We start from the raw sequence: 6,384 nt of genomic DNA on the forward strand, positions 1-6,384 counted from the left end.
TTGAACTCTTGATGAAGCTTTGACTCAATGCCTGTAATTTTATTGCCTACTTTTGCGGCGCTTATGTAGATATCCTGATGTCTGGCTTGAGCACCTTCTACACGTTTTATTGGCTCTGCGATTAATGTGCTTGTCCGGCCTTTAAAGATAGGTTCAAGTGACAACAGTTGGTCATGCCCAAGACGGGCAAAAAGCTCAATGTGTTTAGGTAGCGGCAAGTTCACCCCGATAACGGGGGTTTTGATTGAAGATGACGTACTCTTACTGATAAAAATGGGCGTGCTCAGCGTACGCGAGAGCAACATGCAGTGTAGCCTTTCAAGTAGAGCATTACTTGGTAGCGTCTCTTTTTGCGGGATTAGCTTGTCTTGATTGTGCTCGATAATGCTGTTGAAAAAAGCGATTACCTTCATGGTTTGGCTGCTTTCATCAATAACTAGCTGCACGCTACAACCGTCTGGGCTTACACGAATTACTCGGTATGGCACCGACATTAACGGCAATTTTTTATCGTAGAGTTGTAATTCTCGAAAGTTGATTCTTACCTCTTGCCCAGAACGTAACATCGTGGGCTCACTTAGCCTAATTCCGAGTCCTCGTTTGGAAAGGTCAACAGTACTGCCGCCTGTTTTAGTTTGTCCTGAGTACAACTCTAAAGGTGTTTTAAAACGATAACGAGGCTCTTTTCGACGAGACTTTGCATCAAAATAAATGCCCTTTGGATTGCCGATAACTCTTCTCGGATGGCGAAACGCGTTTAATGTATTAGCGGGTAAGCGCGGCTTTTCAGTTAGCAGGTAATCCTGCCCTGACTTTTCGTCAGCAATTTCTTGCAAAATACCAATATGAGTCAGTGATTGAGACGTTTCTGCCAACTCTGGAGAGAATGCTGCTAGGTCTTCCTGTTCTTGCTCTGATAGTTCAAAGATTGAAATTCTAAAGGCGCGCCAACTCTCTCGTTTGCCACCTAAATGCCAAAATAGCTGGCGCTGTTCGCGAGTTGCTTCTGGGCGAAACATCGAATAGAAATAGGTTCGATTCTCGTGCTCGTGAGTAAATGAATAAAGGACATTGGTTGTTCCTTTAACACCAGGCTTAATGAGTGACGCGATGCGTTGCTCGTTGAATAAGGAACCAAACATTTGCTGGTTTCTCTCATCGTGCCAGTATTGCCAAAGCTTTTGATTGTTTGGCGTTAACATTGCTAATTTTAGGTCACTACCATCAAAGAATAGAGGCAAGCTGCTGGTGTGCTTTAGTGCGATGTGCTCATAACCGCGAGTTCGAGCTCGAATAATCTTGTCTTGATTGTCGTGACGAGCCCTTTTAGCAGCACTGTTGAGCGCTTCATCTATCACTCTGGTGACGACATTGGTGTCAGTTAAGCGTATGGTTCTGAGGTATCGAACTGAGTCATTTTCGTAACAGTCATCAACCGCGAGTATGCGGTATGCAAGCGGTTTCTCTATACCTGCAACGTTAGATTTGCTGGCAAATTCAGTAAACGTGACCTGAATAATTTCCCCAAGGTTATATTTAAATGCGCTCGGGACTTTGAACTTTGCGCCAGAGCTAGATAAATCAATGCTTAATCCATGAAGAAGCTGTCCTTTAGAACGGCAAATTTCAACTTGAGATTGGACTTTCAAGCGTTTTTCTTGGCGCTTTAAATCGTAGCCTAGGTGAACGGGTTCTGCTAAGAACGGGCTTTTAGGATCCGTTAACGATTGCGTTTTTTGCTGAGTAAGGCGCTTGCTCATTACGCGAAAGTTATTTCGCGTGTTGACCAATGCTTCCCACATTCCTTCCGTGTAGCAGCCAAACTTTTTGATGTTTTTATGGTAAGCGTTGAAAGCAACATCATCCAACCAATGTGGAATACCATCCAAAATATACTCGCGACATTCGCCTTGAACGCGACCTCGCAAATCAATGCTTTTTTTGCATGGAGCCATTAAGCGGTTAAGTTCCATTTTAACCAAAATTTTGGCCGAAGGCGGCTCTTCCTCGGTCAGTTGGCCAAGGACAAAGTCAAAGTCATTCGTACCGTAAACGGGAATGAGTCGTTCTGCGAGCGAGAGAATTTCAGATTGCTGCATTATTTCTGTTAGAGTATGTAGTTACTTTAAATTGTATCGGCTAAGCGAAGTAATACTTAAGTATATCAATAGTTCATTTCAGTTCAGGTCTGACTTGGCTGTGCTTAGTCACATTTGTAGAAAAAATTGAGGCATCATGGCGAAAGCAAAACGAGCGTATGTTTGTAATGATTGTGGCGCGGACTTTCCCCGTTGGCAGGGGCAGTGTAACGCATGTGGTGCATGGAATACGATAACAGAAGTACGTATCGCAGCATCGCCAACCGTTGCTCGCAATGAACGCTTAAGCGGCTACGCTGGTTCCGCAACAGAAGCTACGGTTCAAACGCTATCCGAAATTGATCTGCAAGAAGTACCTCGCTTCACCAGTGGGTTTAAAGAGCTTGACCGCGTGTTGGGTGGTGGTGTTGTGCCAGGTGCCGCAATTTTGATTGGTGGTAACCCTGGTGCAGGTAAATCAACCCTTCTGTTGCAAACCATGTGTAGTTTATCTGCGCAAATGCCAACGCTTTACGTAACCGGTGAAGAGTCATTACAGCAGGTGGCAATGCGTGCTTCCCGATTGGGCTTGCCGAAAGATCATTTAAAAATGCTATCGGAAACGAACGTCGACAAAATTTGCCAAATCGCCGAAAAAGAGCAGCCTCGTATAATGGTAATAGACTCGATTCAGGTGATGCACGTTTCTGATGTTCAATCGTCGCCTGGCAGTGTTGCTCAGGTACGTGAATCTGCGACGGCTCTGACACGATACGCAAAACAGAATAATGTTGCGGTATTTATTGTTGGTCACGTAACAAAAGATGGTACCCTTGCGGGCCCCAAAGTTCTTGAACACATTATCGACTGTTCGGTACTACTCGATGGTGGAACGGATAGCCGATTCCGCACTTTGCGTAGTCATAAAAACCGTTTTGGCGCTGTGAATGAGCTTGGTGTCTTTGCAATGACAGGCCAAGGATTGAAAGAAGTGAGTAACCCATCAGCGATCTTCCTTTCTCGTGGTGAAGAAGAAACATCAGGCTCTTCCGTCATGGTGGTTTGGGAAGGCACGCGCCCTCTGCTAGTAGAGATTCAAGCGCTGGTGGATTACTCGCAGTTAGCCAACCCTCGTCGTGTTGCGGTCGGCTTGGAGCAGAACCGCCTATCACTTTTGCTCGCTGTGTTGCATAAGCATGGTGGCTTACAAATGGCAGACCAAGATGTCTTTGTTAATGTGGTTGGCGGTGTTAAGGTGACGGAGACGAGCGCTGATCTTGCTTTAGTTATGGCGCTTTTATCGAGTTTTCGTGACCGTCCACTCCCTAAAGATGTAGTGATTTTTGGTGAGGTAGGGCTTGCGGGCGAAATCCGTCCAGTGCCAAGTGGGCAAGAGCGTTTGAATGAAGCGTTCAAACATGGTTTCAAGAAAGCCATCGTGCCAGCAGCCAACATGCCGAAAGGTGGCATCCCTGGCATGCAAATTCACGGCGTTAAGAAATTGTCGGAAGCTATAGAGGCTTTTGACGAGCTGTAATGCTCATAAGAATGGTATTTGTGCAATCACAAACTGTTCTATTCGTCCTCAATAAAATGCGAATAAAGTACATAAATTGCTGTGTTTGACTATGCTTTGGGGACGGAAATTTCACGTTAAAATTTTTTTTCTTCCATCCGCACGCAAGGGTATCAGTATTGACAGAATGTGATATACTCTGCGCGCACTTTATACCTTATTAACAGAGTAAGACAATGACTGATTTATCAAAATACAGAAACATTGGTATTTTTGCTCACGTAGACGCGGGTAAAACTACCTCTACAGAGCGTATCCTAAAGCTAACTGGTAAGATCCATAAGATCGGTGACACTCACGACGGTTCAACTACTACTGACTTCATGGAGCAGGAAGCTGAGCGTGGTATCACAATCCAGTCTGCAGCAACAACTTGTTTCTGGAACGATCACCGTCTAAACATCATCGATACTCCTGGACACGTTGACTTCACTATCGAAGTTTACCGTTCTCTAAAAGTACTTGACGGTGGTATCGGTGTATTCTGTGGTTCTGGTGGTGTTGAGCCTCAGTCAGAAACTAACTGGCGTTACGCTGACGAATCACACGTATCACGTCTGATCTTCGTTAACAAACTAGACCGTATGGGCGCAGATTTCTACAAAGTTGTAGATCAAGTACAGAACGTACTAGGTGCTACACCTCTAGTTATGACTCTACCTATCGGTATCGAAGAAGATTTCGTAGGTGTTGTAGACGTACTAAGCCAACAAGCTTACGTATGGGATGAGTCTGGCCAACCAGAGAACTACGAAGTTCAAGATATTCCAGCAGACATGGTAGAAAAAGCTGCTGAATACCGTGAAATGCTAATCGAAACTGCTCTAGAGCAAGACGAAGATCTAATGATGGCTTACCTAGAAGAAGGCGAAGAGCCATCTCTAGAAGACATCAAACGTTGTATCCGTAAAGGTACTCGTGATCTAGCATTCTTCCCAACTTACTGTGGTTCAGCGTACAAGAACAAAGGTATCCAACTTATTCTTGACGCGGTAATTGATTACCTACCATCTCCAACAGAAGTTGATCCACAGCCTCTAACTGATTCAGAGACTGGTGAGCCAACTGGTGAAGTTGCGACTGTATCTGCAGACGAGCCACTACGTGCTCTTGCATTTAAGATTATGGATGACCGCTTCGGTGCTCTAACCTTTATCCGCATCTACTCTGGTAAGATGAAGAAAGGTGACACAATCCTTAACTCTGCAACTGGTAAAACAGAGCGTATCGGCCGTATGGTTGAGATGCACGCGGACGAGCGTAACGAGATCGATTCAGCACAAGCTGGTGACATCATCGCTGTAGTTGGTATGAAGAACGTTCAAACTGGTCACACTCTATGTGATCCTAAGCACGAATGTACTCTTGAGCCAATGATCTTCCCAGATCCAGTAATCTCTATCGCAGTTAAGCCTAAAGATAAAGGCGGTTCTGAGAAGATGGGTATCGCGATCGGTAAAATGGTTGCAGAAGATCCATCATTCCAAGTTGAGACTGATGAAGATTCAGGCGAAACTATCCTGAAAGGTATGGGTGAACTTCACCTAGACATCAAGGTAGATATCCTTAAGCGTACTTACGGCGTTGAGCTAGAAGTTGGTGCTCCACAGGTTGCTTACCGTGAAACTATCACTCAAGCAATCGAAGATAGCTACACGCACAAGAAACAGTCTGGTGGTTCTGGTCAGTTCGGTAAGATCGATTACCGCATCAAACCAGGTGAGCCAAACTCTGGCTTCACGTTCAAATCAACAGTTGTTGGTGGTAACGTACCTAAAGAATTCTGGCCTGCAGTTGAGAAAGGCTTTGCGTCAATGATGGAGCACGGTGTTCTAGCTGGCTTCCCTACTCTAGACGTTGAAGTTGAACTATTCGACGGTGGTTTCCACGCAGTTGACTCTTCAGCTATCGCTTACGAAATCGCAGCGAAAGGTGCATTCCGTCAGTCTATGCCTAAAGCTGGCGCGCAACTTCTTGAGCCAATCATGAAAGTTGACGTGTTCACTCCAGAAGATCACGTTGGTGACGTAATCGGTGACCTTAACCGTCGTCGTGGTATGATCAAAGACCAACAAGCAGCGTCTACTGGCGTACGTATCAAGGGTGATGTACCTCTATCAGAAATGTTTGGTTACATCGGTACTCTACGTACTATGACTTCTGGTCGTGGTCAGTTCTCTATGGAGTTCTCACACTACGCACCATGTCCAACAAACGTTGCAGAGCAAGTAATTGCTGACGTTAAAGAGCGTAACGCTAAGAAGTAATTCTTAAGTTAACTCTATAACTTGAAAGCCCCGCTTAGTGCGGGGCTTTTTGTATTTAGCAGTCTTATACGCAGAGCGTGTTTGTTTTATTCCTATTTAGCGTTTGTTTTGATGATAGTTATGATGCCGTTCTAGTACTGTTGCCTTTTAGGTCAATGGTCTTAAAGTCTGGTACCACTGACTTTTCAAATATTTCTATTTCTTCCTTCAACCATTGCGCAAACAATTGAGCTTTAGGTCTTTTTAAGTAGCCTTTTGGCGCACACAAGTAATACGCAAAGTTGGGCTTGATAGCGATATCTCCAATTCGGACCAATTTGCCAGAACGAAAATATTGATGAGCTAAACTGTGTTTTACTAATGCCACGCCTTGAAGTGATAGTGCAGCCTCAAGCACGAGATGTGATCCACTGTATTTTAAGGTAGGCTTTGCTGCGCAGTGACCCAAGGTTGCTAACCACAT

The 6,384-nt window shown here is 44.8% G+C and carries 4 protein-coding genes; 2 read left to right on the forward strand and 2 right to left on the reverse strand.

Going from position 1 to position 6,384, the window contains the following annotated elements; genetic code table 11:
* The coding region (locus tag IQR33_RS01210; RefSeq protein ID WP_228013695.1) for a PilZ domain-containing protein at nt 1-2,099 on the reverse strand (2,099 nt) is incomplete at its 3' end.
* Nucleotides 2,100-2,235: 136 nt separating this feature from the next.
* Between IQR33_RS01210 and radA the strand changes: the two genes are divergently transcribed.
* Nucleotides 2,236-3,615 carry a DNA repair protein RadA gene (gene radA, locus IQR33_RS01215; RefSeq protein WP_005386443.1) on the forward strand — a complete coding sequence of 460 codons (1,380 nt, stop codon included), beginning with the start codon at nt 2,236-2,238 and terminating at the stop codon, nt 3,613-3,615.
* Between the two features lie 215 nt (nt 3,616-3,830).
* Nucleotides 3,831-5,921 carry an elongation factor G gene (gene fusA, locus IQR33_RS01220; RefSeq protein WP_005386444.1) on the forward strand — a complete coding sequence of 697 codons (2,091 nt, stop codon included), beginning with the start codon at nt 3,831-3,833 and terminating at the stop codon, nt 5,919-5,921.
* A 118-nt stretch (nt 5,922-6,039) separates the two neighbouring features.
* On the opposite strand, the gene IQR33_RS01225 is transcribed toward fusA, so the two are convergent.
* The coding region (locus IQR33_RS01225) for a LysR substrate-binding domain-containing protein (protein WP_265575769.1) at nt 6,040-6,384 on the reverse strand (345 nt) is incomplete at its 5' end.

The sequence above is a fragment of the Vibrio sp. OPT46 genome (assembly GCF_015163535.1).
Lineage (GTDB): Bacteria > Pseudomonadota > Gammaproteobacteria > Enterobacterales > Vibrionaceae > Vibrio > Vibrio alginolyticus.

Coding starts and splice junctions, on each gene's coding strand:
- radA (WP_005386443.1), top strand. CDS start 2,236: ATGGCGAAAGCAAAACGAGCGTATGTTTGTAATGATTGTGGCGCGGAC.
- fusA (WP_005386444.1), top strand. CDS start 3,831: ATGACTGATTTATCAAAATACAGAAACATTGGTATTTTTGCTCACGTA.